Origin of the sequence: Photobacterium damselae subsp. damselae, assembly GCF_038086725.1 — a bacterium.
In the GTDB taxonomy this organism is placed as follows: Bacteria; Pseudomonadota; Gammaproteobacteria; order Enterobacterales; family Vibrionaceae; genus Photobacterium; species Photobacterium damselae.
Genome location: NZ_CP146970.1, coordinates 1,027,195 through 1,051,504 on the forward strand (window position 1 = coordinate 1,027,195; position 24,310 = coordinate 1,051,504).

At 40.7% G+C, this 24,310-nt stretch carries 21 protein-coding genes; 6 read left to right on the plus strand and 15 right to left on the minus strand.

Annotation, left to right across the window (positions count from 1 at the left end):
• Positions 1–52: 52 nt before the first annotated feature.
• Positions 53–991, minus strand: a complete 939-nt coding sequence (locus WAX86_RS04675) for a LysR family transcriptional regulator (RefSeq protein WP_044176193.1) — start codon at positions 989–991, stop codon at positions 53–55.
• Positions 992–1,192: 201 nt separating this feature from the next.
• Here WAX86_RS04675 and WAX86_RS04680 point away from each other — a divergent pair, with 201 nt between their 5' ends.
• Entirely contained in the window at positions 1,193–1,348 is a 156-nt protein-coding gene (locus WAX86_RS04680) for a hypothetical protein (RefSeq protein ID WP_153274597.1), read from the plus strand.
• A gap of 110 nt (positions 1,349–1,458) precedes the next feature.
• On the opposite strand, the gene WAX86_RS04685 is transcribed toward WAX86_RS04680, so the two are convergent.
• Positions 1,459–2,025 carry a beta/gamma crystallin-related protein gene (locus WAX86_RS04685; RefSeq protein WP_341489182.1) on the minus strand — a complete coding sequence of 189 codons (567 nt, stop codon included), beginning with the start codon at positions 2,023–2,025 and terminating at the stop codon, positions 1,459–1,461.
• Positions 2,026–2,190: 165 nt separating this feature from the next.
• The gene (locus tag WAX86_RS04690) at positions 2,191–2,313 is read right to left on the minus strand and encodes a hypothetical protein (protein ID WP_255199328.1); all 123 of its coding nucleotides are present in this window, start codon (positions 2,311–2,313) and stop codon (positions 2,191–2,193) included.
• A 518-nt stretch (positions 2,314–2,831) separates the two neighbouring features.
• On the opposite strand from WAX86_RS04690, the gene WAX86_RS04695 reads away from it, so the two are divergent.
• Complete coding sequence (locus WAX86_RS04695) at positions 2,832–3,875, plus strand: HlyD family secretion protein (protein ID WP_065170199.1); 1,044 nt, start codon at positions 2,832–2,834, stop codon at positions 3,873–3,875.
• A 2-nt stretch (positions 3,876–3,877) separates the two neighbouring features.
• Positions 3,878–5,416, plus strand: a complete 1,539-nt coding sequence (locus WAX86_RS04700; RefSeq protein WP_065170200.1) for a DHA2 family efflux MFS transporter permease subunit — start codon at positions 3,878–3,880, stop codon at positions 5,414–5,416.
• A 99-nt stretch (positions 5,417–5,515) separates the two neighbouring features.
• On the opposite strand, the gene WAX86_RS04705 is transcribed toward WAX86_RS04700, so the two are convergent.
• Entirely contained in the window at positions 5,516–6,325 is an 810-nt protein-coding gene (locus WAX86_RS04705; protein WP_148109753.1) for a 5'-methylthioadenosine/S-adenosylhomocysteine nucleosidase, read from the minus strand.
• A gap of 357 nt (positions 6,326–6,682) precedes the next feature.
• On the opposite strand from WAX86_RS04705, the gene dtpA reads away from it, so the two are divergent.
• Positions 6,683–8,164 carry a dipeptide/tripeptide permease DtpA gene (dtpA, locus tag WAX86_RS04710; protein ID WP_065170201.1) on the plus strand — a complete coding sequence of 494 codons (1,482 nt, stop codon included), beginning with the start codon at positions 6,683–6,685 and terminating at the stop codon, positions 8,162–8,164.
• Positions 8,165–8,266: 102 nt separating this feature from the next.
• On the opposite strand, the gene WAX86_RS04715 is transcribed toward dtpA, so the two are convergent.
• The 10 genes from WAX86_RS04715 to dinG all read right to left on the minus strand — a co-directional run bounded on the left by WAX86_RS04715 (position 8,267) and on the right by dinG (position 21,254).
• Positions 8,267–8,878, minus strand: a complete 612-nt coding sequence (locus WAX86_RS04715; protein WP_341489183.1) for a copper-binding protein — start codon at positions 8,876–8,878, stop codon at positions 8,267–8,269.
• A gap of 125 nt (positions 8,879–9,003) precedes the next feature.
• Complete coding sequence (locus WAX86_RS04720) at positions 9,004–12,129, minus strand: efflux RND transporter permease subunit (protein WP_106261657.1); 3,126 nt, start codon at positions 12,127–12,129, stop codon at positions 9,004–9,006.
• Complete coding sequence (locus WAX86_RS04725; protein ID WP_341489184.1) at positions 12,129–13,607, minus strand: efflux RND transporter periplasmic adaptor subunit; 1,479 nt, start codon at positions 13,605–13,607, stop codon at positions 12,129–12,131. The genes WAX86_RS04720 and WAX86_RS04725 overlap by 1 nt, the downstream gene beginning before the upstream one ends.
• Positions 13,608–13,615: 8 nt before the next feature.
• The gene (locus tag WAX86_RS04730; RefSeq protein ID WP_341489185.1) at positions 13,616–14,893 is read right to left on the minus strand and encodes a TolC family protein; all 1,278 of its coding nucleotides are present in this window, start codon (positions 14,891–14,893) and stop codon (positions 13,616–13,618) included.
• 137 nt (positions 14,894–15,030) lie between these two features.
• A complete protein-coding gene (locus WAX86_RS04735; RefSeq protein ID WP_341489186.1) occupies positions 15,031–15,432 on the minus strand; it encodes a hypothetical protein in 402 nt (133 codons plus the stop codon).
• A 347-nt stretch (positions 15,433–15,779) separates the two neighbouring features.
• Complete coding sequence (locus WAX86_RS04740; protein WP_341489187.1) at positions 15,780–17,234, minus strand: EAL domain-containing protein; 1,455 nt, start codon at positions 17,232–17,234, stop codon at positions 15,780–15,782.
• Positions 17,235–17,577: 343 nt separating this feature from the next.
• Positions 17,578–17,745, minus strand: a complete 168-nt coding sequence (gene rsmS, locus WAX86_RS04745) for a pleiotropic regulatory protein RsmS (RefSeq protein WP_341489188.1) — start codon at positions 17,743–17,745, stop codon at positions 17,578–17,580.
• Between the two features lie 61 nt (positions 17,746–17,806).
• A complete protein-coding gene (locus tag WAX86_RS04750) occupies positions 17,807–18,358 on the minus strand; it encodes a primosomal replication protein (protein ID WP_341489189.1) in 552 nt (183 codons plus the stop codon).
• 11 nt (positions 18,359–18,369) lie between these two features.
• Positions 18,370–19,143, minus strand: a complete 774-nt coding sequence (locus tag WAX86_RS04755) for a TSUP family transporter (protein ID WP_065170208.1) — start codon at positions 19,141–19,143, stop codon at positions 18,370–18,372.
• 35 nt (positions 19,144–19,178) lie between these two features.
• Positions 19,179–21,254 (minus strand): ATP-dependent DNA helicase DinG, encoded by a 2,076-nt coding sequence (dinG, locus tag WAX86_RS04760; RefSeq protein WP_068967952.1) that lies wholly within the window; start codon positions 21,252–21,254, stop codon positions 19,179–19,181.
• 532 nt (positions 21,255–21,786) lie between these two features.
• Here dinG and WAX86_RS04765 point away from each other — a divergent pair.
• Positions 21,787–22,791 (plus strand): porin, encoded by a 1,005-nt coding sequence (locus WAX86_RS04765; RefSeq protein WP_068945974.1) that lies wholly within the window; start codon positions 21,787–21,789, stop codon positions 22,789–22,791.
• Positions 22,792–22,932: 141 nt separating this feature from the next.
• A complete protein-coding gene (locus tag WAX86_RS04770; RefSeq protein WP_341489190.1) occupies positions 22,933–23,574 on the plus strand; it encodes a DUF2057 domain-containing protein in 642 nt (213 codons plus the stop codon).
• Between the two features lie 91 nt (positions 23,575–23,665).
• Here WAX86_RS04770 and WAX86_RS04775 read toward each other — a convergent pair whose 3' ends face one another.
• Positions 23,666–24,031 carry a TraR/DksA C4-type zinc finger protein gene (locus tag WAX86_RS04775; protein ID WP_044177399.1) on the minus strand — a complete coding sequence of 122 codons (366 nt, stop codon included), beginning with the start codon at positions 24,029–24,031 and terminating at the stop codon, positions 23,666–23,668.
• Positions 24,032–24,310: the final 279 nt, after the last annotated feature.

A 24,310-nucleotide genomic window follows, 5' to 3' on the forward strand; every position in this document is an offset into this window, starting at 1 on the left:
GATGTAGATAGGCTTAATACCCAAGTTTTTCTGATCGCTTGGGTATTGTAAATTAATCAGTAACTTGTTCATTGCCTAATGCTGTCAGTACTCGTTGTCGTTGCTGGCAGCATTTTTCTTTAATGAATTCTTGAAACTTGCGGATGGTTGGATTTAATAATCTGCGGTCGGCGCAAACCATATAAAGTGGTGCTGAAAACCCACGCCATTGAGGGAATATAGGCACTAAGCGTCCAGCGATAATATCTTCACTCAAATCCATCAACGATGTATGTATGATCCCTTTTCCTTTTAACGCTAAGCGGTGAATCATATCGCTATCATTGCCTGTCATATTTCCCGATACATGCACAATCTCACTACGATTCTCACAGCTAAATTGCCACTTGTTATACAGCGTATCGGCAACCATAAAGCACAAACAGTTATGTGCTAATAGATCCATAGGTTCTGTAATGGTTGGATTCGCAGCAATGTATTCTGGCGTGGCGCAAGTGATCCCTTCGTTTAACTGACAAAGTGAAATTGCCACCAAATTTGAGTCAGCGGGTTGGCCATACCGAATGGCTATATCAACAGGTTGACTATAAATATCAGCCACTTTATCCGATAGCTCTAATTTGATGGTGATATCGGGGTAGATTTCTTGAAATTCAGCGATCCAAGTGAGCAGTAGGTTGCGACCAAAATCCGATGGGGCCGTGATATGTAACTTTCCTGAAAAGGCATTTCTGTCATTGGCAATCTGATCTAAACCATCTTGTAAAATATTGACAGCCATCGATGCTTTATCACAGAAAATTTCCCCTTCGTTGGTTAGACGCAAGTGACGTGTTGAGCGAATAAAAAGAGGAAAGCCAACCTGCTCTTCAAGCCTTTTTATTGCGGCACTAACCGCTGCGGGTGTAATCCCCATGCTATTAGCGACTTTAGAAAAGCTACCCATACGGCTGGCTTCAATAAATACTTGTAGATCGTTTAAGGCTTTCATTACCTGTCCATCTTTGTTTGGTTAATGCTTTGGAGAGGGTACTGCATAAAAAGCGGCTGAGGCTACTGTTATTCTGTCATCGGAGAGTAAAAGTTGTGACAATGTTAAAGAAATTGAGTGCATAATACGCAATCGTACCTTGCATAAATACTGAACTTGAGGGTATAACTAGTTGGAAGGATAAAAAAGAAGGAAAGTTATATGGACGAAAAATCTGGCTCGGTATTGCCAATGACATTTTCAGTAGCAGACAAAGAATTTGACGCCAATTTTGATCAAGTGTGTATGAACCTTGATCGTATGGTATGGCTAACCATCGGAGGCGGGCTACTGCTCCTACTTTCCAGCTTCTTCTAATTAGCCCAAGTCATTAAAGATAAACATTGGATGTGATCCGTTAAATGACTTGGGTCGAAAAAACAGGCAGCGAGGCATAAAGTCTCGCTGTTGTTTTGATGAATATTTTATTAACGCTGCATAATTTGAATCGAACTGATTTTATTCATAAAGCCATCTGCATTGTATTTCCCCGCAGTTCGGGTGTAATAGCCACCAGAAAAGTTCTTATCTTCATAAAATCGAACCGTCCAGCCCACTGGAATTTCAAACGATTCTAATGTGTTATCAAATTGAACATTACTAAGATCAGCAATATTGTCGGTAATGGTTACTGTTCTACCTGCTTGATTACGCATATTGTAAATGATCAATTCACCACTATTGCCGCTTGTTTGGCCGCCATTCCATAACTGAGATTGATGACAACGAGCCTTACTCTCTTCACAAAAAATACTGTTACTGCCTTGATCTCGTTGACAAGCCAAACTGACATTGTGTCGAGCTTGCGCTTCGGTAATCCCAGCTTCGGCAAAGATCTTAGTAAATGGGTTTAATACACAAACCGATACAGGGCGGTTAACGGAACCGTTATTGGAACCTGAGACAATGATATTTTGATTAAAGTTAATTGCAGCAAAAGAGGATGATGAAAATAGAAATGCCGCTGCACTTAACCAAGAGAATATACGCTTCATAATAACCTATTTGAATTGTGTTTTATTGGCAGTAAGTTAAAGCTGAAACGTCATTTCGACAACATAATTAATGTCGATAAATGTATGGAATTGTCAGAGTAGGCGAGTTGATAAAGAGAATCATGGGGATAGGGAACGTCCTTGTTACGAACCCAGAGTGACAAGCTAAGCGTCTTGTTTCGGTTTGCTTTGTGACATAGCAAAAGCAAGTCGAGATTTCAATTCAGCTTGTTTCTGCTCTGTAGTTTTACGGGCAAATACGACTGATTTAAGTTTTTGTAAGATCATAGTGACCTCCAATGAAATGTGAGCGACGTATTAAAATTAATGATATGCACTGTGTTTTATTGCGGTGGGAAAAGTATATGCATTTATGAGAGGGTATCTGGACAGACCAGTTGGCTTTTATGGACTGCAGAAGAGAGTTTTGAGGATGAGTACGCAAATATTATTTGCAAATTTTTGGCTGTTTACGTCACAAATAGAGTAATAACTCATCTACATAGTTCTAGTTAGCACAAAATAGCAGAAAAACTTCATTAGTAAAAAATATAGAACAGTCTGTATCAGTATTTTGATTAAACAAAAAATAGCTAAGTGTTTCAATAAATTAAAAAATAGGATTCGAAAAATAGAGATTTAGCAAAATTGCCAATAGGTATATCCTTAACTAAGATATCACTAAAAATGTGAAATAGATCTCTCTTCATAATATTTACAGACTTTGTTTTTTCTCTTTCATACGTTTTCCCCCTATCTTTTTGATTGAGCATTTACGACAGAGCATAACCGTTTAGGTCATTATAATGAATGAAACAAAATCCCACTTTGCTCGCAATTTGATTGTGACAGGACTTATCGCTGCAGGATTGGCTACTGCGGGTTATTTTTATGTGAAGCATCAAGAAGAATATCCAAGTACTGATGATGCCTATGTTCATGCCAATATTGTTTATGTGGCACCACAGGTGAGCGGTAAAGTCATTTCAAGCAATGTGACCGATTATCAAACGGTAAGTAAAGGCGATTTGTTAGTTCAAATTGATCCAGCGCCTTATCAAGCCCAATTGGATGAAGCAAAAGCTGCTTATGAGTTGGCAACCCAAAATAACGCCGCAACTGACGATGCAATTTTAGCGGCGAGTGCGAATGTGAAAACCGCGATGGCTCAGCTAAGTGATGCACAAAGTACTTATCGTCGAATTAAAGATTTGGTGAATAAGAAACTGTATCCACAACAAGAATTGGATGATGCCAAAGCGAAGCTATCAACAGCGGAAAACAATGTTGAAGCGGCTCGTGCCAATATGTCCCAGCTGATTAAATCACAAGGTGCAAAAGGTAAAGACGCCCCTGAAGTGAAAAAAGCGGCTGCAGCACTAAGCCAGGCGAGTTTATCTCTGTCTTACACCAATATTTTTGCTGACCACGACGGTAAGTTAGGTAAAGTCAGTGTTCACCCTGGCAGTGTGGTTGCTCCAGGTCAAGCGCTTATGCCATTAGTTGAAGCCAATACTTATTGGGTGCAAGCTAACTTTAAAGAAGATCAGGTTGGTCGTATGCATATTGGTATGCCTGCAACAATTGAACTGGACCTTTACCCAAATATTGATTTCCACGGTACGATAGCGGCGATTTCACCTGCAAGTGGTTCCTCTTTCTCTCTATTACCTCCTGAGAACGCAACTGGTAACTGGGTAAAAGTACCACAACGTTTCCCTGTTCTTATCGAACTGAATAATGAGCAAGAAAATAAAGCGCATCCTTTACGTGTTGGTGCAAGTGCCACAGTAACGGTTGATACTTTAGCGAAAACAGATGATGCTCAGGTAGCACAGCAAGGTAAGTAATCATGGCTGAGGTGGAAATACCAACAGGCTCATCGGCAGCAGATCAAATGTCTGAAAAAAGTCGCTCATTGGTGACCTTTGCAGTCATGCTATCGGCAATTATGGTGTTATTGGATATGACCATCGCCAACGTTGCCTTGCCGCATATGATGGGATCGCTTGGGGTAACCTCTGAGCAAATTACTTGGGTGCTAACCTCTTACTCAATGGCGGAAGCGATCTTTATTCCACTAGCGAGCTATCTAACGCTTAAGATAGGGGTAAGGAAATTACTTCTGGTCTCTATCAGTGGCTTTATTGTGACTTCTGCATTGTGTGGCCAAGCTGACTCTTTAGCGGAAATGGTTACTTTTCGTGTGATGCAAGGAGCATTTGGCGCATCGGTGATTCCGTTATCTCAATCGATTATGGTTCAGATCTACCCGCCTACACAACGGGGTAAAGCCATGGCTCTGTTCAGTGTTGGGGTCTTGCTAGGTCCAATTTTAGGGCCAACACTGGGCGGTATTATCACAGAGAACATGGATTGGCGTTGGATCTTCTATGTTAACCTACCCGTGGGTCTATTCTGTTTAGCGCTGTTGTTCTTCTTCGTTAAAATTGACGGTCGAGGCGAGAGTCGGGTCGATTGGCCTATTGTTATTGCGATGGCTATTGGTATCGGCTTGCTGCAAATGGTATTAGACCGTGGTAACGAAGAGGGTTGGTTCGAGTCTAACTTGATCTTATTCTCAGCGATCATCAGTGCGATTGCGGTGATCTTTTTTGTTGTTCGCTCCTTTAAGACCAAAGGTGATATAGCACCGGTTTGGTTACTAAAAGACCGTAACTTAGCGATGTCATGTTTAGTTATGGCCGGGTTTGCTATGGGTATGTTTGGTATTACCCAGCTGCAGCCAATGATGCTCGAACAACTGCTAAATTATCCTGTGGATACTACAGGCTTAGTGATGGCTCCGCGCGGACTAACATCAGCGATTGTTCTGCTGATGATGGCGCGATATATGGACCGTCTTGATGCTCGGATGTTGATTGTGGTGGGATTATTATTGAATGCGTTAGGTACGTATTTAATGACGCAATACTCTATGAATATCGATCTGCATTGGATTTTATTGCCAAGTATTATTCAAGGTGCGGGTATGGGCTTAGTATTCTCACCACTTAGCCAGCTTGCTTATGCAACATTAGCGAAAGAGTACACTGTGGGTGGGGCTGTGGTGTATAACTTATGCCGTACAGTTGGTGGTTCGTTTGGTATATCGATTGTAAATACGTATTTTAGTCGTACCGAGCAGCGAGAATGGCATGCATTAGGTGGTGACTTAACGCTATCCAACCCAATTTTACAACAAGCTGCACAAGCACAGGGGCACAGTATTACAGATCCAAGTTTTATGGCCAATATACAGGCATTATTACATCAGCAATCAACGCTGCTTGCTTTTGTTTATACCTTTGGTTTTATTTTGGCTTCTTACTTATTGTTGATTCCATTTATCTTTTTCTTTAAGAAAAAACCAAAACCTGTCGATCATTAAATAATAAAGCCAGTTCCTAATATTAGGAGCTGGCTTTTTTTGAAACCATCATTTGGGGAACAATTGATTTAGGGTCTCTCAGGGGGAGGAGATAATCTATTATTGCTTAATAAGAGTCTTGATATAGCCCAAAACAAACTCTTGGCAATCTACTGCTGTCTGAGGATCAAAGTCTTGTTTGTGTTGATCCGTATTAGACAAAATTCGGATACCAATAAACGGTATATTATAAGCTTGTGCAACTAGAGCTGCTGAAGAGGTTTCCATTTCTTCCACCGAGGTGCCGTAAGTGTTATGGAACCAGTTAATTCTGTCTACTTCTCGGTTCCATTCATCGGCTGTACCAATAATACCTGTTACTACTTTTCCTTTGTTATAACTTTCTGCTTGTTGTTGTGCGACTGTCAGTAAATGGCTATCGGCTGCAAATTCGTTGTGCTCTACAGGCTTACCATTTTCACGAAGGCGCATCGTTACGGCAAAGTTCTGCCAGTTCTCAGGATGGATTCCTTGTCCTTTTTCTTTAAAGCTTACTTGGTAAGCACCCATATTGAAGCTGGTTTTTCCCAATACAATATCACCACGGTAGAGCCTTGGGTCATGACCGCCAGATGTACCCTGATTAATAATTAATTTTGGTTTGAAATGTTCAATGGCGAGCGTTGTTGCCGCTGCTGCATTGGCAATTCCTACCTCGGTACGGGAAACAACGACGGGATAACCTGCAATGGTTCCTTGCCAAAATGTCCAAGAGCCCATGGTTGTTTCTTTCTTATTATCTAGCGCATTGATTAATGTGGTCGTTTCAATATCCATTGCGCCTTGAACCAAGATTGGCTGTGATTGAGCGAGGATTTGACAAGAAAAAAGAATAGCGATTAATGCTAAACCGCGTTTTAGTAACAACATAAAATTATCCATAATTCTGGGAAAGGTCAAAAACGCGGGTAATTTAACTAAAGCAAACGTTTGCGTCAATGTAATTTTTAATTCGCTATCTGTCTTAGTAATAACAAACAGATAAATAACGCTTTTTATTTTTATAACCATTTTCTGCTATTAAGTCAGAGTAAGTTACTGTTTATCTAAATTAATACAGTGTTTTTTCATAAATTGTATCTAATGTTTCATTTTTGTTCGATGCAATCGTTTCCTATTCAAAGTAGTTTGAAATCATAGGTCAGAAAATAACTCGACCATATATTTAAAAAAATATACACAACATCTTAAAAAATTTATTAAAAAACAGCTTACAGGAAACACACTATGTCTGACTTGAATGTATTCAAGCAGCCGAAGCAGTTCTATTTGATCTTTTCAATAGAATTTTGGGAGCGCTTTGGCTTTTACGGTATGCAAGCAATCTTAACCGTTTATTTGGTTCAGATTTTGGGCATGTCCGAATCAAAATCTTTTGTTCTTTTTGGTGCTTTTTCGGCATTAGTTTACGGCTCAGTTGCAATTGGCGGTTGGGTTGGTGATAAAGTTATTGGCACGAAAAGAACCATTACTCTTGGTGCCGTTGTTCTAACTGTAGGCTATGCATTGCTGGGTCTTTCAGCGATGGCTAATTTCGGTGGTGAAAGCTTAATTTATATCGCTATGGGCTTTATCACTATGGGTAATGGCTTATTTAAAGCAAACCCATCGAGTTTATTAGCGAAAGTCTATGATGATGGGGATGCTCGTCTTGATGGTGCATTTACTATGTACTATATGGCGATTAACCTAGGCTCATTCTTCTCTATGCTATTAACGCCTTGGATTGCTGAGAAAATGGGTTACGACATTGCATTTGGTGTAAGTGCTGTTGGTTTAATTATCACAGTCGTTAACTTCATGTTATGTAGCCGTATGGTGAAGGATGTTGGTTCAGAACCTGATCTAGCGCCAGTTAATAAAAAGCACTATTTAGGCGTCGTTATTGGTGCGATTGCGTTAAGTTTCGTTAGTGCTATTTTGCTGCAACACCTTTTCTATGCTCATGCAATTTTGGTTGTTGTTGGTTGTTCTATTGTTTTCTTATACCTAAAAGAAGCCTTTTCTATCTCAGGTTTAGAGCGAGCAAAGATGCTGGTGGCGTTTGTATTAATGCTGCAAGGTGTGGTGTTCTTTGTTCTGTATTTCCAGATGCCAACGTCACTTAACTTTTTTGCTATCCATAATATTGAGCACAATATTTTTGGTATCTCCGTTCAGCCAGAGCAGTTTCAGGCTCTAAACCCATTTTGGATCATGATCGCAAGTCCTATTCTTGCCATGATGTATAACAATATGGGTGAGCGTTTTGCTATGCCTTATAAGTTTGCGATGGGTATGGTGCTGTGTAGTTTGTCATTCTTGGTACTGACTTTCGGCGCAAAATTTGCCAATGCACAAGGGATTATGAGCTCAAACTGGTTGATCATCTGTTACGGTTTCCAGTCTATTGGTGAGCTGTTAGTGTCTGGTCTTGGTTTGGCGATGGTAGCGCAATTAGTTCCTCAACGTATGATGGGCTTTGCTATGGGTATGTGGTTCCTAACTTCGGCAACAGCTGCGGTTGTGGCTGGCTGGGTAGCAACATTAACAACAGCACCTGCGGGTATTACTGACTCTCATCAAACACTGACTATTTATAGTGATGTGTTTGCTAAAATTGGTTATTCAACCGCTGCAATTGCTGTATTAACACTGTTAATTGCCCCTAAGCTAACTCGCATTATTCGTGGTGAAACTCAAGCGGCAACTGAGCAAGTAACTGCCTAAAAAATATCTACCTGTGAGATCTTAACGATCTAGATCTCAGGCAAGAAAAAAGCGCTATGTAGTGATTACGTAGCGCTTTTTTTCTGTTCTATTGTCGTTCGATTACTGTAAAACGTAGTTCATCTTCATGCCGTGCTCTGAATGGGCTGGAATATTACAAGCGAACTCAATAAATTTCTCCCCCATAAAGTGCCAAGTAATATCTTTAGTTTGTCCAGGCTCAACGGTAATGGTTGTACTATCATCATGCTTCATATCCGGCATCGATTTCATCATTTCGCGATGTTTTGCTTGCTCTTCTATGCTGCCAATTGAAAACTCATGAGCTATTTTCCCTGTATTAGTTACAGAAAAATGAACAATATCACCTTGTTTGATGTTCAGTGGTTGAGCAAATTGAATTTTCATATCATCGCTAAGAGAAACCTTCACAGTTTGGCTTGCTTGGTTTTGTGGCGCAGGCATACCCACTTTAGACACCATTGCGCCATGATCCATCATCGAATGGTCCATCTTACTGTGATCCATCTCTTGATTGTCTTGTTTGGTATAGGTCGTCATTGCACCATGATCCATTTTGTTATGGTCCATTTTGACATCATGGCTCATTTGGCTGTGATCCATTTTACTGTGGTCGGTTGTGCTGGTTTCGTTAGCTTGCACCTGTGACACAAATAAAGTCGTTAACGCGATAACAAGTAGTGATTTTTTCATTTTTCTATCCTTTTGAAAAAGCGCTGCCAAAGCTTGCAGTAGCTAGGAAATAGGGCTAAGGCAGCGAATACGCATAAATAAGATTGCTGTTAAATATTGTTATGAAATTTAGCCATTAAATATGACTACTTCAGTTTGTAGCTTGTCTGTTTCCACAGTTTAAATAGAGCAGGGAGCACCACGAGTGTCAGTAATAATGCCGATGACATACCGCCAATCATTGGTGCGGCTATTCGCTGCATAACTTCCGATCCCGTTCCGTGACCAAACATAATTGGAATTAAACCAATAATGACCGTTGCTACTGTCATCATGACTGGGCGTACTCGTAAGCCAGCACCTTCACTGATGGCTTTGGTGAGATCAGCCATGGTTAACGCTCTTTGCTCCTGTTTTGCTTGTTCTATCTGGCTATTCCACGCTTGGTTAAGATAAACCAACATGATGACTCCAATTTCAACGGCAACCCCGGCCAGTGCGATAAAGCCAACCCCAACTGCGATAGAGAAGTTATAGCCCAAGATCTCCATTAACCAGAGGCCACCAACCATAGCTAGAGGCAGCGTGCCCATAATCAGTAGCACTTCCCCCGCACGACGGAAGCTCATATAAAGCAACATCATAATGATGGCGATCGTGGCCGGAACAACTGTAGTTAGACGGGCTTTTGCTCGTTCCATATACTCATATTGACCTGACCAAGAAAGCGAGTAGCCAGCAGGCAGAACAAGTTCTTGTGCTACTTTTTGTTGCGCTTCATGAACATACGAGCCTAAATCACGGCCATCGATATCCACAAAGACCCATCCGTTTGGTCGTGCATTTTCGGTTTTGATCATTGGAGGGCCATCTTCAAAGCGCAATGTAGCGACATCGGCCAAAGCAATACGAGCACCGCTTGGCGTCACCAGAGGTAAGCTCTTGAGTTTTTCTAAAGAGTCTCGATAGCTTTGAGGATAACGGACATTAATTGGGTAACGCTCCAAGCCTTCAATGGTTTCACTGACATTCATACCACCAATAGCAGTAGTAATAACCTGTTGAATATCTTGAATGTTAAGCCCATAACGAGCCGCTTTTTGACGGTCGATATCCATGGTGATATAGCGTCCACCAGCCACTCGTTCGGCATAAACTGAGGCGGTGCCTGGTACTGGTTTTAAAATGGTCTCCAATTGCTGACCGATCTTTTCAATCTGTTTGAGATCTGGGCCTGCAATTTTCACACCGATAGGCGTTTTAATCCCCGTTGCCAACATATCTATACGAGTTTTGATCGGCATAACCCAAGCGTTGGTTAAACCTGGAAATTGCACCAATTGATCCAGTTCATGACGAAGTGAGGCTGTTGTCACACCGGGACGCCACTCATCTCTTGGTTTCAACTGAATAATGGTTTCAATCATGGTTAGGGGAGCGGGATCGGTGGCTGTTTCCGCTCGACCAATCTTGCCCCAAACTGTTTTCACCTCAGGGATAGTTTTGATTAACTTATCGGTCTGTTGCAAAATTTCACGGGCTTTACCAATGGAAATACCAGGGTAGGTGGTTGGCATATACATTAGGTCGCCTTCATCCAATGGTGGAATAAACTCGCTGCCCATATTGTGAATTGGGTAGTAAGCAGAAGCCATTAGAATACCCGCCGCCACCAATAAAGATTTAGGGTGACGTAGGCTGATATTGAGTAGTGGACGATATGCCGATACAACCGCTTTATTGATGGGGTTCTTATGTTCTGGTAACACTTTACCGCGAATGAAATAACCCATTAATACCGGAACCAAAGTAATGGCAAGACCGGCCGCTGATGCCATGGCATAGGTTTTTGTAAAGGCAAGGGGAGAGAACATTTTCCCTTCTTGACCTTCGAGAGCAAATACTGGAACGAAACTTAACGTAATAATTAATAGTGAGAAAAATAGCGGTGCACCTACTTCTTCAGCGGCTTTTCCGATAACTTGCCAACGGTTTTCATCCGTAAGTGGTGTTTTCTCGATGTGCTTATGGACATTCTCAATCATAACGATTGCGCCATCAACCATGGCACCAATTGCGATCGCAATACCACCTAGAGACATGATGTTGGCATTAATACCTTGCCAGTGCATCACGATAAAGGCTGATAAAATTCCGATTGGTAAGCTAATCATAACCACTAAAGATGAACGCAAATGGAATAAGAACAGCGCACAGACAACGGCAACAACAATGAACTCTTCCAGCAGTTTTTGATATAAGTTATCAACCGCATTGTCGATCAAGGTTGAACGGTCATAAGTAGGGACTATCTCCACGCCTTCAGGCAAGCTGCGTTGTAATGACGCCAGTTTCTCTTTTACATTGGCGATCACTTGCTGCGCATTTTCCCCAAAGCGCATTACAACCACACCACCAACCGCTTCTCCTTCGCCATTAAATTCTGAGATACCACGACGCATCTGTGGGCCCAGATTAATATCAGCGACATCTCCTAATAGCAGAGGAGTGCCTTTGCTGGTGACACCAAGAGGGATATTTTTCAGATCAGCAATATTTTTAATGTAACCGGTCGCACGAACCATGTGTTCAGCTTCAGCCACTTCAACAACAGAGGCTCCCGCTTCTTGGTTGCCTGCTTTTATCGCTTTATTGATCTGTTGTAGGGTTAAGTTGTAAGCACGCAGTTTATTGGGATCAATTTGGATCTGATACTGTTTAACCATGCCGCCAACAGTGGCAATTTCAGAAACGCCATCAACCGTTTGCAGTTCGTATTTTAAGAACCAGTCTTGCAAACTGCGTAGCTCGCTCAGATCATGTTTGCCGCTACGATCGGTTAAGACATAGCTGTAAATCCAGCCCACACCCGTTGCATCTGGCCCCAACACAGGTTTGGCACTAGGCGGCAATTTCGGTGCAACTTGGCTGAGATATTCCAACACCCGTGAGCGAGCCCAATACATATCAGTATCATCGTTAAAAATGATATAAACGTAGGAGTCACCAAAGAAAGAGTAACCGCGTACCGTTTCAGCCCCAGGTACAGCAAGCATGGCGGTTGTTAATGGGTAGGTTACTTGATCTTCCACAACTTGCGGAGCTTGGCCTGGATAACTGGTTTTGATGATCACCTGAACATCCGATAGATCGGGTAGGGCATCAATAGGGGTTCGTTTAACACTGTAGATCCCAGCAGCAACCAAAAACACTGTTGCCATTAAGACCAAAAAGCGATTTTTTATCGACCACCGAATAATAGCTGGAATCATTAGTGACCTACCTTAGTCGCAGGGTCTGCCACTTGAATTGCAATAATCTCAAATTGCCCTTGAGGGGTTTTCTTTAGCTCAAAGCGAATGGACTGTTTGGCTGATAAATCGGATAGATCAACCGATTTTGCAACGGTGAAATTCATGGTCATGGTTGGCCAATTCCACGCTTTTACTGGCTGGTGGTGTACCGTTAACATTCGATGGTTCGCCATGACTTTAGTGATAGTACCATCGACCCACGCAGTATCGGCTTTTGTGTCGGCTTGCTGATCTGCTTGACTAATACGACTGAGATCTGCGGTCTGACTCGATTCAGAATCGATCATAAACTGGGCTGATGTGACAATCTTATCATTGGCGGTGAGACCTGAAATGACCTCAATCATATCACCAGCTTCGCGTCCTGTTTCAATGCGAGTAGAACGATATTTACCGTCACCAAGGGCTAATACAACTCGATCCATGTTACCTGAACGGATCACCGCCTGATTTGGGATTTGTAGCACTTTATTTTTACTCTGTGGGATCAGTTCAACATTGGCAAACATGTTAGGTTTTAAGGCACCATCTTTATTTGGAAAGACCACTCGAATACGTAAAGTGCGCGTTTTAGGATCCAAAATAGGGTAGATGTAATCCACTTTGCCTTGCCACTGTGTTCCCGGTAGGCTGTCGATTTTCATATCGGCAGTTGTTCCCAATGTGATCCAGTGAGCTTGGCGCTCGAACACTTCTACATCAACCCAAACATCTTGTAATGATCCTGCGCTAATCACCGTTTGTGCTGGAGAAAGGTAGGCGCCTTGACGAACATTTAAGGTCGCAATAACGCCATTCGCGGGCGCTTTAATCGCAATTGTTTGAGATGCCGTACCGCGTTTAAGTAGTTGGTTGATTTGAGAATTATCTACTCCAAGTGATTTTAAACGTTCTTTTGCACCATTAATTAATACCGTTTTTCCCAAACGACGAGCATTAAGTAACTCTTCTTGAGCTCGAACTAATTCGGGAGAGTAGAGCGTAAACAGCACTTGTCCTTGTTTGACTTGTTCCCCAATGGCGTTGACATTCAGCTTCTTGATCCAGCCACTGACTCGGCTGTTGATTTGCCACAGTTGGCTTTCATCAAATGCTACATAACCCACCGTATCAATCTGTGGTGTTAGAGGGGCAGAAATCACCTTAGCTGTTTTCACCCCAAGATTATTTTCAACCACAGGTGATATTTTAACTGTGCCGGCCAGTTCTTTGCCTCCATTGTCTTCTTCGTACACAGGGATCAAATCCATTCCCATCGGTGATTTGCCGGGTTTATCTCGTTTGTAATTGGGATCCATCGGTGCAACCCAGTAGAGCGGTTCTTTGTTTTTAGCTGATGGCTCAGTTGATGAATCACCGAACTGAGTTGCCGCAAAATAACCACCACCGGCACCAATCGCTAATGCTAATAAGCTGATACTAAATACGTTTTTCATAACATCCCTTAATATTTATTCAGTAAGTAAGCGAGATTGGTGTTCGCTAGTTGCAGGTCGGCATGGAGACGTCGTTGCTCCAATTGTAGGGTTAGCTCTTCACTGGCAGCGCGAATGTATTCATCCAGCTGGGTGGTATTGTTTTGATAGCCACGCTCAATGGCGCGAGTTTTCTCTTTGGCTTGGCGTAATAGCGTTGAGTTGTAACGCCCTAAACGTTCGGTGATATTTTGCCTGTCGATGAAAAGAGCCTGTGCTTGCGCATTCATTTGTTTGAGCATCAGATCTTTTTGTGATTGAGTTGCCCCAAGTTGTAATTTGGCTGCGGAGAGCTTTTTATCTTGACGTTTATCGGTAAATAGCGGCAGATCCATGGTAACGTAAGCACTAACAAGATCTGAGGCTGGATCACCATTCATCCCTTTTGCCTGACGATAACCGTACATAACCTCAACACCAAACTGAGGTTTATAAGCTTCGTTAGCAATATCGATTCCGGTTTCATTGCTTTTGATCAGAGCATCAATAGCTTTCACCGTTGGATGCTGTGCCAAGAGAGGATAAAAATTAGAATGTGATTGATTCAAACTTTGGCTCAGTTGCGCCCAATTTGGATCGTTTTGAGGTGATACGTTAGAGGCTTGATCTCCTAACCATTCACCCAGTTGAGCTCGAATTTTTTGCTGCATTTGGCGATTGGCTTGAATTTTTTCACCAATACGAGAGATCTGCAGCTGGGACTGAATAATATCTTGCGCCTGGTTAACCCCAACGCCGTAATTCGTGCTGAGGTATTTTTCTAACGAACGAAACAGCTGCTGGTTCTGTTTTAATAACTTTTGTGCCTGCTGTTGATAATGCAGTTCAACCCAAAGTGTTGTAATGGCTTTTTCGATATCAAGCTGGCGAATTTCGGCTTTTTCTCGAATACTAGAAGCTTGCTCAAAAGCTTGGCGTTCAAGCAGATCTAAAGTGTCACCTCGGCCAAATTGCTGCATCAATCCAACGGAAATATTGGTCATAGGATCATTATCAAATCCCATATTTTCAACTGGAAAGCCACCAACTCCCATTTTGAGTTTTGGATCCATCAATTGACCTTGAGCGATCCCCATCTCTTGCATCGCTTTAGCTTGATAATGAATTTGTTGACGGCCAGAGTCGTGCTCAACGGCCCAGTCGATCAACGATTGCAGCTGATCATTGGCAAAGCTTGGTGCTGAAAAAGAGGCAGCAACCATGAGTCCCAACAAGGACTTTGCTGATAAACGCGTATTTTTAAACATAACGTATCCACGATAGATAATTATCATCGCGATATGCGCAACATACTGTAATTATTGTTTTTTACTTTAAATACAGTGGATTACATTACAATTTGACTATAATGAGTGCATATCGAGGTATATAAAAGAATCGTAGACTAGGCTATTGGGGGGCGATAAAGGTTTTCACAAGGTGAGACAGGTGTCTCAAAGTGATAAGTACTCAGTTGAGTCGTTGCTGTTGGAGAAGAGAATGCATAATTAGCGGTTGGTAATACGCCAGTTACAATATGGCACTGGGTCATATCGTCACAACAATTGTCTGACTTGGATTGATCGGATAAGTGACGAGCACAATCAGCCATCATGGCGTGTGATTGGTCATGATGTTGTATCTGCTGCGTATGAGCTATGGGTGCGCGACTATTATCGTACATGGCATGTTGTCCTGAAGCAGACATAGCAAAAGCTGGCTTCGTTATCACAACCATGATAACCACCAGAACTAGCGCAATCCACTTATTAGACAGCAATGTGTTTGACGATAAAAAAGAGTTCACAAATAAGCATCCAGCTAATTAAACGTGTTAACTATAAAGCTTCCCCTTAGGGTAAGGTCAAGTCTGTTTTAATGAAAGAATAGCGATACTACTAATAGTAGTACAAAAATTCCGCCAATCAGTTTCATTAATAGACCTAAGTTATTTGAACCACCTTTTGGTGCTTGATTACAACATCCCATAATAGACCTCTGCTGTGAAATAAGGTTAAAGAAAGTCACTTGGATATAAATAGTAATTGAGCTTTAATTCTGTGCCAAGATATTGCTCAACCGCACTAATGTTGCATTTTTTGCTATTGAGCTTCCCCCTACTGGAAGGGGTATAGCAACGAATAAGTTAACGCTTTATTCTACTACAACTGGTTGATAATTAATTTCAAGATCTGGTTGTTGGCAGATATAAGCGCGGTGATCAAACGAGTGCTGAAAAAGTAAAAAATCTTTAATAGCCATTGGCTTACTAAATAGATAGCCCTGTGAATAATCAATATTCAAGCCAAGTAATTTATTAAATTGAGTTTGAGTTTCAACCCCTTCAGCAACCATTTTACAATTTAGACCTTTACCTAAATAAGCGATATTTTTCAAAATTGAACTGGTAATTGCGTCAGTATCTGCTGTTAATACAAAGAGTTTATCAATTTTTATAATATCAAAATTTAAACTACGTACACTCGATAAGCTTGAATAACCAGTACCAAAATCATCCAGAGCCCAGCGAACCCCAATCTGGCGAAACTGTGTCATAACAGTATTTAACTCTCGCATAGCACAGGTGGTATTTTCACGTTCTGTTAATTCAAAAACAAGACCCGATTGTAAGCTGGTGTTTTTTTTGATTAATGCCATAACTTCAGCCATATAAGCTTCATCTCTTAACATGGCTAACGTAAAGTTAACTGAGATATAAAAATCAGGGTTATGTTTACACAGTTGAATTTTGTCTTTTGCTAATTGGTTCAAAAGCTGAAGAGTAATCGCTTTTATTTGCCCGCTTTCTTCGACTTTTGTAATAAAATGATTGGGAGCGAGAATACGTTTTTTCTTATGATGCCAACGACACAACAATTCTGCGCCGCTACACTGTAAGCTCTTATTTGAAACTATTGGCTGATAATAGGCGATAAACTCTTTTGCTCGGATTGCTCGCTCAATATCTACACGAAATGAAAAGTTATTGTTATATAGATGTTTGGCAAATAATAACCCCAGTAGAATAAAAGCAAAAATAAAAGCAGCTCCCATTGCAATAAGCATAATAACATCTTGGGTTGGTTCACCGATAACAACTTTAAAAGGGTATTGAGGTGATTGATAAACCGCTTTTATTAATAATTTTTGTGGTTGATTGATAATAGGTTGGTTGTGATTATTTACAACATAGCCATTGAGCGTAAGGTCAGCATTATCAAGCCAATCATCCATATAACGTGCATTAAGAAATAGCTGGTAAAAACCGTTTTTTCCTTTTATTACAAAGTGCAGTTCTTCAATATTATTTAATGAACTCTGTTTGCGGTATAAGAAAGGAAACGCTTCTGTCTTTATTTTTTGCTGTAAGCTTGGTGATATTTCTTGATTTAAATGCAATTGACGATCGCTGTATACATAGTGATCATCTTGAATATAAGCCACACTACGAAGAGAGCGTGACGCAAGAATCAGAGTAACAAGTTTATTTAAATCTTGTGAATGATTATGTACTTCTTGAATTAATAAAACATCTTTTTTTAATTGTGTAAAACTGCTATTGAGTGATTTATTTACTTCAAAGCTTATTTGTTCTGAGCGATATGACAAATAAATAACTACTAAACTGCTCGAAATAAAAATCGAGAGTAGAGCAATAAGAAAGAATTTTTTTAACGAGAAGGACATAACTGAAGCCAACAACTTTCGAGATTATTTATAAATTATTTTTGTTATCCCGAAGTAGCACTAAGATACTCGGGTATTTGGTATAGATATATTTATTAATATTAACTGATAATCTACATAATTTGCGCATAAAGTTGATAAGAAATATTTGTTGTAACGATTTAAATTTTAAATCTAAATTGGCTTTACTTAATTTTCAAGTGGTTAGAATGATAAGATATGGAGACCTGATTAAACTATGGGGATCATCATCCTTGATAATCGATTACTCATTGGAAATTTTGCGTTCTAGGTCAGTTTTTACTATTGCAAGGGCGGCTAGTGCGATTGCAGGATCTATCTCATTACTTTCGAGTAAATAAATGAGGTCTACGGCGAGTTTGACTTCCGCAGGAGCATTGTCTAATGGGCTGTTTTGTTTTTCTGTAGTCATTATTTTTCCTTTTCTTCTTAATTGGTTCAGGCTAATTCTATTAGGTTTATATAAAGAGGGATTATCCTTTGCGTTCTCGTTTCATTATTGTCTGTTCTATTTTAGTAAGTGCTTGCTGACAACGAGATACTCGACCTTCAAGAACAAGTACTTCATGTTGAAGTTTCTGTTGTAACTGCCAATCACTGCATTGAGAGAGTTCGAACTCTTTATCTCGTAGCTTAGTTTTAAGTTGGCGTTCCCAATCTTTGTGCTGATTGAGGTTTTGGTAGATCTCATTGAGCGGCTGATAGTGAGCACTTCGGTATTTCGGCTCATTTTTACGGATCGAAACCGTTGCAAATTCACGTTGAACCGCTTGTATCTGAGCCACAATTTTTTCACAGATATGTTGAGTCCGAGTGGGAAGCAGTCGGCCAGATTGTTGTTCTTGGCGCAATTTAAAAACTTCTGAGGCAATCTCGTTAACACAAGGTGTCAGTAATTTACTACGACAACGAAACAGCTGTTCATCAAATAATGGTTTATTGGCTTCGCCACGGGTACGGTCTAAATTCGCTGCTTGTGTTTTGAGTTGGGCAATTAAAGTGTCGAATCTCGTTAAATCTATCATAGTGAATCCGGTTAAAACCAAGCTTGATACGCTAATTTTATGGCAAGAATCATCACCACGGTAATGAAAATAGGGCGAATAAATTTAGCGCCAAATCGAATGGCTGAATGTGCACCTATGTAAGCGCCTACCATCAAGCAAAGACCCATGGTTAAGCCTAAGGCAATATTGATATGACCTAAAATAGCGAAGGTTACAAGCGAAGTTATATTACTGGTGAAGTTCATCGCTTTAGCAAGACCTGATGCCAGCAAGATATCTAATCGATATAAAGCCATACTAGATACAGTCCAAAATGCGCCCGTACCAGGACCTGCTAAACCATCATAAAACCCTAAACTTGAACCTTGTAGCCACTGTTTACGATATAAACTCGCTGACACTTGCGGCAGACTTTGTTGGGCCGTTTTAGGGTGTGGATGCCAAATAGTATAGATTGCAGCGGCAAGAATAATTAAAGGAAGGGCTTTTTCAAGCCACATGGTACTGATTTGATTGACAACCAAAGTACCAATAACGGCTCCGATAAATGTCGCAATAAAGGACTTTTTCCAAAATGATGGCGAAAATAACAGTTTTCGATAATAGGTCCAGGCTGCGGTTGATGAGGCAAACGTCGCTGCCAATTTATTGGTTCCTAAAGCAATATGAGGTGGCAGTCCCAGTGAAAGTAGCGCAGGTACGGTAAGCATACCGCCTCCTCCTGCTACTGCATCTATAAATCCTGCGACCAGTGCAACGCCACCCAGTATCGCTAAAGTTAAAGGCTCGATATTTTCTATCATAGTGTGGATACCCAAGTTGCTTGAGTATAGGATCCTTAATATTCAATAACTCGTTTAAAAGGCGGCAAAGAATCAAGTAGTGCTTTTCCGTAACGCTTACTAATGATGCGTCTGTCTAATAGCACGACTCTACCAGAATCTTCTTCTTTTCGCAGTAAGCGACCTACCGATTGGATCAGCTTTTTACTCGCTTCTGGTACGGAAATTTGTAAAAAAGGATTACCGCCTCGACTTTCAATGTATTCGGCGTGAGCTTCTTCAACTGGTGAGGTTGGTACGGCAAAAGGAATCTTGGTAATAATCAGGTTGGTTAGATATTTCCCTGGTAAATCAAGGCCTTCAGAAAAGCTTCCCGTACCGAATAGAATGCTGGTTTTACCTTTTTCACAGTTCTCTTTATGTTTTTTTAGAGTTTCATTGCGCGATTCTTCACCTTGAACCAGCAGTTCCCAACGATTTTTCTTCGCTAATGGACGTAGAGCTTCAGCCACTTTGTTCATTTGCCAATAAGAAGAGAAGAGCACAAGGCTTGCTGTTTCTCCCTCTAGATATTCGGGTAAAACCTCGATAAGCAAATCGGTAAATTGAGGTGCTTGGGGCTCATATTTGACCGCAGGGATCACTAGACGTGCATTGTTCTGATAATCAAAAGGAGAAGCCAGTGCTAAAAAGCGTACACCATCGGCTTCACTGATCCCGGCTTGACGACAAAAGTAAGTAAATTGATTCAATGCTCGTAGTGTTGCTGAGACTAAGATGCAACCTGCCGCGCGACTCCACAATAATTGATCGAGGCGATAGCCCACTTCAAGGGGGGAAACTTCAACAATATAGTCGTTTTCACGCTCTGGACTTTTTTCTAACCAACGAGCTAGAGGGGCTCCTTTGTCTTTATTTGGTTGTGCCATTAAGAACCAGACCTTTTCTAAGTTCTCTAAGCGCTGCAAATAAAAGCCCATTTCAGCCAGTGCTTGTTCTCCCAATGAGGGTAATATTTCATGTTCTTTTAATCGCTCAGAAACCATATCATGAATTTTACCCAATGATTGCGCGGCTTTTTTACTGGTTTCTTTAAGTGCGACAGATTCTTCAGAAAGCCAAGCGGGTAACTCTCCATGTTCAAAACGATAGACTCCATCTTGATTAAATTGTGATGGGTCAATGTTATTGGCAATTTGGCTGAGGGTCGGCACTAAATGTTGAATACTTTCTTGGATAGCATTTTGAAAGCGATTTGATTTCTTATAATCGGCCAGCTCTGCAAATTTGCTTACGTGTTTATTTAAGTTTTCTAGCCATGCTGCAGCCCCTTTTAAACTGGCCGCAGCTGAAGAAAAATCACGAGCAACTTGTGGCAAATGATGGGCCTCATCAATGACATAAATAGTATCTTCTGGATCGGGTAAGATAACACCACCACCTAATTCTAGGTCTGCCATTAGCAGTGCATGGTTAGCGATAATCACATCAGCTTTGTCTAAATCTTCACGTGCTTTAGCAAAAGGGCAGTTACGATGTAGTGGCAAACCAGAATGGCAGCTATGTTTATCTGCCATGATTTGCTGCCAAATTCGGTCTGGAATGTTGGTTGGCCAACTGTCTCTATCACCATCCCATTTCCCTTCACTGCGCGCTTTAAAAAGGCGTCTCAAAAGTTCTAAATCTGACTTTTTAGGTTTTTCATCTAGTAGAGTGATTTGTTGTGAATACTCGCTAGAACAACACGCTTCTAACTTATGATTACAGCAGTAGCGTTGGCGACCTTTTGCAAGAATAAAGCTAAATTCTTTTGGGTAGATACGATTAAACAGAGGCAAATCTTTATTGATGAGCTGTTCTTGAAGAGCCACTGTTGCCGTTGAAATAAGCAATCTCTTATTATTAAACATAGCGAAAGGAATCCCCCCTAAAAGATAAGAGAGCGATTTTCCAATTCCTGTGCCAGCCTCTGCCACTAACATTCTGTTTTTCTTGTGGTACTCCCCAGCCAATGTTTTTGCTATTTCGGCAACTAAATAGTTTTGAGCTCGACGTGGAATAAAGTTATCAAGCTGTTGCCCTAAGTTGGTATAGCACTGTTTTATGTCTTGTTTAATTTGAGTATGTAACATATTTGAAACTTATTCTTGGCTGGGAGCTGCATTATAGCATGAAGCTCTAACTGTGAGCTGAAACAAATTTTAGGATATTTTCTCAGCAAAATGAGATTGAAATCACGAATTGATATTGAACCTTTTAAATGCAACCAAGTGTAGATATCGCCTCAGTGTTTTAAACTATTTTTTATCTAATTTTTGGAATATTATCTTGGATTTATTCGTTATTGTTACGGTTTTTTAGTGCTATCTACCAATATGTCATTTGTATTACTTAAAAAAATACATTCTAGAGGCAAAAAAATGCTGTATGTTATTTAGGCATTTTTATGTTTATGTTGTTGATTTTGTTTTCTATTTTATGTTTTTTGAGCTTTCATTTAGAAGATTTGACATCAATATTGAACTTCTGACAGGATAAGCGGCACAAGTTACTCACCCCTTGAGCTTACTGACTTTATGGATATAAAAGTTTGTAAATTAAGAGGGGAATTATAAAAGAAAAGGAATTCCAAAAAAGGAATTTCAAGAATAGGCAGTGGATATCATGAAAAAGACTCTTCTAGCTCTTGCAGTTATGACTGCAGCGGGTTCTGCAAATGCAGCAATCAACGTTTACGATAACAATGGTGTTAAAGTAGACCTATCTGGTGCAGCAGAAGTTCAATACTTCGATGGTTTTGAGAAAAGCAAAGATGCAACAATTCGTCTAGACGACGGTGACTTTGCAATCAACGCAACTTACGCAATCAACGAGAACCTAAACGTTATCTCTGGCATGGCGTTTAAATACGAGTCTCGTGACGTTCAAAACGACGAGCTATGGGTTGGTTTCTCTTCTAACCAAATGGGTGCTCTAACTTTCGGTCGTCAGCTACTAGTATCTGATGATTCAGGCATCGGTAAAGATTACGAGCTAGGTCTTGAGCAAGTTGACTTCGCTCAAACTGAAGGTGACCGTGTAATCAAGTACGTTTACGACAACGGTTCTTTCTACGCAGCAGCATCTCATGAGCTAAATGCAGATCACAGCACTACAATCACTGACGGTCGTCTAGGTTTCCGTACTAACGGTCTAGATGTTCGTGTATACGGTTACGACGGTGAGCGTATCGGTGCTAAAGGTCTTGAGCTAGGTATCACACCTGATCAGAAGCCTATTGTAAAACCTAGCGAAGCTGGTGAAGATATCCGTGGTTACAACCTAGAAGCTGAATACGGTTTCGGTGCATTCAACATTGCAGCATCTTTCGGTCAAATCGAATACAAAGCAGCTGATACTCATGTTACTGACCGTGACTTAGACCTATACGAAATCAACGGTTCATACACTATGGACAAGACGACTTTCGCTCTAGGTTATGTTCATGCTCAAAACCATGCAAATACTGAAAAGTATGGTAAGCGTCACGACAACGTATACGCTAACGTAACTCAACAGCTACACAGCAATGTTAAAGTGTACGCAGAAGTTGGTTACGCTGATAACGATAAGATCATCAACGACCGTGAAGAGTTCGGTTACGTTGCTGGTATGGAAGTTAAGTTCTAATTTAGTTTAGATAACTTCTTGATGAAAGCCGCCGCTTATTGGGCGGCTTTCTGTTATATAACTGATAAGTATTTCGCTACCATTGTTTTATTTATTGAGAACAGTAGCTAAAGCAATAGCTAGCAAGAACGGGATAATAATATGAAAAAAGTTGCATTATTGATTGGCGCTGCTCTGTCATTTGGTGTTCAAGCGGCAACCTTAACTGCTGGTGATAACATCGAGTTATTGGTCATTGATGGTAAGAAGATTGAACAAAAAGGTTGGTCAAAGGCAGAAAGTGTCGAGCTAGCTAATGGCGAACATCAGATTGTGGCTCGTTTTGATGGGGAAGTTAAGCGCGGCTCGCAAGGTACGATTTATACTACGCGACCTTATCTGTTTAATGTTGATATTAAAGATCAAAATGCAGAAATCGTATTATCAGATACGTTAACGACGCTATCTCAAGCGGAAGCGTATTTTTCTCGCGGTCCAGAGTGGCAAGTTAAGTTCGCAAACGGCTCTGAGCAAGTTCTTGACGCGACAGAACTTAAAGGCAGTGGCTTTGCCGCTTATGCGGATATGGAAAAATTAGTTGCGCAGTACAATAGCGAAAATGGCATTATCTTTGAGCAAGGCAATCCCGTTGATTTAGAAAAAGTGGCAGTTAAAGTGGATGAGCAAGGTAAAGTGAAAATTACCGGTGACAATTTAACTCAACTTAAAATGTGGTATAGCAAAGCAACACCAGAAGAGAAAAAAGCATTTAAAATGTGGATGACAGAGCAAGATTATCTATAAGGCTTTCGTCATTATTTAATGTTAATACCAAGATAGAGAAAAGGCAGCGAATATATGGCTGCCTTTTTAATTGAAATTTTTTAGCCACCGCTTACGCATCATGATGATAACGGCTATGCTCTCGACAGTGGCGGCAACGTGGTTGAGCGGGATCAGCTTCCAGATCGGCTAAATCAATTTCTTCTTCGCAATCAGCGCATAGGCCGTATAAACCAAAACGGATAGAGCAAACCGCTGCATCGACAACTTCTAGGCGTGTTGCCAATTTATAAAGATTTGGGATATAAGCCGCTTTCGCTAATGCTAAAAGATCATACAGATCCAGCTTGTTAAGCTCTTCCATTGAAGGCGAAACTGCATTTAATAACATTTCACTTTTTAATTCTTTTGCTAAGTCAACGCGCTCATTTTCAAGCGTATCTTGTAGCGGTTGATAGTCTATTTGTGAGTTAGCCATAGTGTTCATTATTATTCACAAGAGGAGTTAAAGGAGATACTTTCGTCCTTGAGTATTTGTGTTTTTTGTTAGTCTCGCCACTTAGTTTACGGCGCGAAAAGAAAAAGTGTCGTGATTTGAATCAATTCTTGATGATTCTGTAAGCGAATATTGATAAAAAAATTGATTTTTTACAGAAAGTTTTGATTTTTGAATAAATTTCGATTTTAAATCATATGGTTATAATAAATATGAGAAAATAACAATAAAACCACGTCGAAATCGTAATAATTTCCATTT

Coding starts and splice junctions, on each gene's coding strand:
- WAX86_RS04675 (WP_044176193.1), bottom strand. CDS start 991: ATGAAAGCCTTAAACGATCTACAAGTATTTATTGAAGCCAGCCGTATG.
- WAX86_RS04680 (WP_153274597.1), top strand. CDS start 1,193: ATGGACGAAAAATCTGGCTCGGTATTGCCAATGACATTTTCAGTAGCA.
- WAX86_RS04685 (WP_341489182.1), bottom strand. CDS start 2,025: ATGAAGCGTATATTCTCTTGGTTAAGTGCAGCGGCATTTCTATTTTCA.
- WAX86_RS04690 (WP_255199328.1), bottom strand. CDS start 2,313: ATGATCTTACAAAAACTTAAATCAGTCGTATTTGCCCGTAAAACTACA.
- WAX86_RS04695 (WP_065170199.1), top strand. CDS start 2,832: ATGAATGAAACAAAATCCCACTTTGCTCGCAATTTGATTGTGACAGGA.
- WAX86_RS04700 (WP_065170200.1), top strand. CDS start 3,878: ATGGCTGAGGTGGAAATACCAACAGGCTCATCGGCAGCAGATCAAATG.
- WAX86_RS04705 (WP_148109753.1), bottom strand. CDS start 6,325: ATGTTGTTACTAAAACGCGGTTTAGCATTAATCGCTATTCTTTTTTCT.
- dtpA (WP_065170201.1), top strand. CDS start 6,683: ATGTCTGACTTGAATGTATTCAAGCAGCCGAAGCAGTTCTATTTGATC.
- WAX86_RS04715 (WP_341489183.1), bottom strand. CDS start 8,878: ATGAAAAAATCACTACTTGTTATCGCGTTAACGACTTTATTTGTGTCA.
- WAX86_RS04720 (WP_106261657.1), bottom strand. CDS start 12,129: ATGATTCCAGCTATTATTCGGTGGTCGATAAAAAATCGCTTTTTGGTC.
- WAX86_RS04725 (WP_341489184.1), bottom strand. CDS start 13,607: ATGAAAAACGTATTTAGTATCAGCTTATTAGCATTAGCGATTGGTGCC.
- WAX86_RS04730 (WP_341489185.1), bottom strand. CDS start 14,893: ATGTTTAAAAATACGCGTTTATCAGCAAAGTCCTTGTTGGGACTCATG.
- rsmS (WP_341489188.1), bottom strand. CDS start 17,745: ATGACTACAGAAAAACAAAACAGCCCATTAGACAATGCTCCTGCGGAA.
- WAX86_RS04750 (WP_341489189.1), bottom strand. CDS start 18,358: ATGATAGATTTAACGAGATTCGACACTTTAATTGCCCAACTCAAAACA.
- WAX86_RS04755 (WP_065170208.1), bottom strand. CDS start 19,143: ATGATAGAAAATATCGAGCCTTTAACTTTAGCGATACTGGGTGGCGTT.
- dinG (WP_068967952.1), bottom strand. CDS start 21,254: ATGTTACATACTCAAATTAAACAAGACATAAAACAGTGCTATACCAAC.
- WAX86_RS04765 (WP_068945974.1), top strand. CDS start 21,787: ATGAAAAAGACTCTTCTAGCTCTTGCAGTTATGACTGCAGCGGGTTCT.
- WAX86_RS04770 (WP_341489190.1), top strand. CDS start 22,933: ATGAAAAAAGTTGCATTATTGATTGGCGCTGCTCTGTCATTTGGTGTT.
- WAX86_RS04775 (WP_044177399.1), bottom strand. CDS start 24,031: ATGGCTAACTCACAAATAGACTATCAACCGCTACAAGATACGCTTGAA.